Raw genomic sequence first — 1066 nt, 5'->3', positions numbered from 1 at the left:
GTCCGGTCCCCGGGTGGTGGGGACCGGACCGCGCGGACCGGTTCAGCCAGCGGCCTTGAGGTTCTCCTGCGTCTGCGCCAGGACGTCCTGGAGCTTGGCGGCGTCGTAGCCCTCGACGATCGTGGCGGTGCCGCCGGACGACTCGACGACCGACTCGAGCACCTTCGGGTCGTGGTAGAGCTCGACGATCTTCTGGTACGTCGGGTTGTCCGCGTCGTCCGGGCGAGCCGCGATGATGTTGATGTACGGCTGGGCCCCCGGCGAGTTCGGGTCGTCCGCGAAGACGTAGCTGTCGAGGTCGAAGCCCGCGTCGGTCGCGAAATTGTTGTTGACGATCACACCCGCGACGTCGGGGTCGCCGATGAGGCCCGCGGTCTGCGACGCCTCGACAGGGCGCACGACGACGGTCGACGCGTCGGTGTCGACGTCGTCCGGCGTCGGGACCTTCGGCTCGCCGGTGAACTCGATCAGGCCAGCCTCCTCGAGCACGAACAGCGCGCGCGCCTGGTTGGTCGCGTCGTTGGGGATCGCGACCTGCTCGCCCTTGGTGAACTCGGAGACGTCCGTGTGCTTCTGCGAGTACAGCGGCAGCGGGACGATCAGCGTGGAGCCGATGGGCTGCAGGTCGTCGCCGGTGTTGTTGTTGTGGTCGGCCAGATACAGGATGTGCTGGAACGCGTTGAGGTCGATCTCGTCCTCGGTGAGTGCCGGGTTCGGCTGCGTGTACTCGGAGAAGCCGACGATCTCGAGGTCGATGCCCTCCTCCGCGGCGAGCTCCTTGAGGATCTCCCAGTGCGGCTGGCCGACGTCGGTCGTGCCGAGGCGGACGACGGTCGCGCCGTCACCGGCGGCGGAGTCGTCGGCGTCGGGACGCGTGAACGCGAAGACGAGCGCGCCGACGAGGACGACGACGGCGACGACCGCACCGACGACGAGGCCGGTCCGGCGCTTGCCGCCGTTCTTCGCCGGGAGGACGGGGACGTTCTCGGACATGGGTGGGTCTCCTTGCGGTGTGCCCGACGGATCCGGGCGGGTCAGGGACAGGCGTCGTGGGACGCCGGCCGCG

General features: G+C 69.4%; 1 protein-coding gene. It reads right to left on the bottom strand.

Going from position 1 to position 1066, the window contains the following annotated elements; translation table 11 throughout:
* Nucleotides 1-42: 42 nt before the first annotated feature.
* A complete protein-coding gene (locus CTKZ_RS20720) occupies nucleotides 43-993 on the bottom strand; it encodes a MetQ/NlpA family ABC transporter substrate-binding protein (protein WP_124344667.1) in 951 nt (316 codons plus the stop codon).
* Between the last annotated feature and the right edge of the window lie 73 nt (nucleotides 994-1066).

Origin of the sequence: Cellulomonas algicola (assembly GCF_003851725.1) — a bacterium.
Classification (GTDB): domain Bacteria; phylum Actinomycetota; class Actinomycetes; order Actinomycetales; family Cellulomonadaceae; genus Cellulomonas; species Cellulomonas algicola.
Note: the sequence above shows the minus strand (reverse complement) of the source record. Positions and strands in the feature narration are given on the sequence as shown.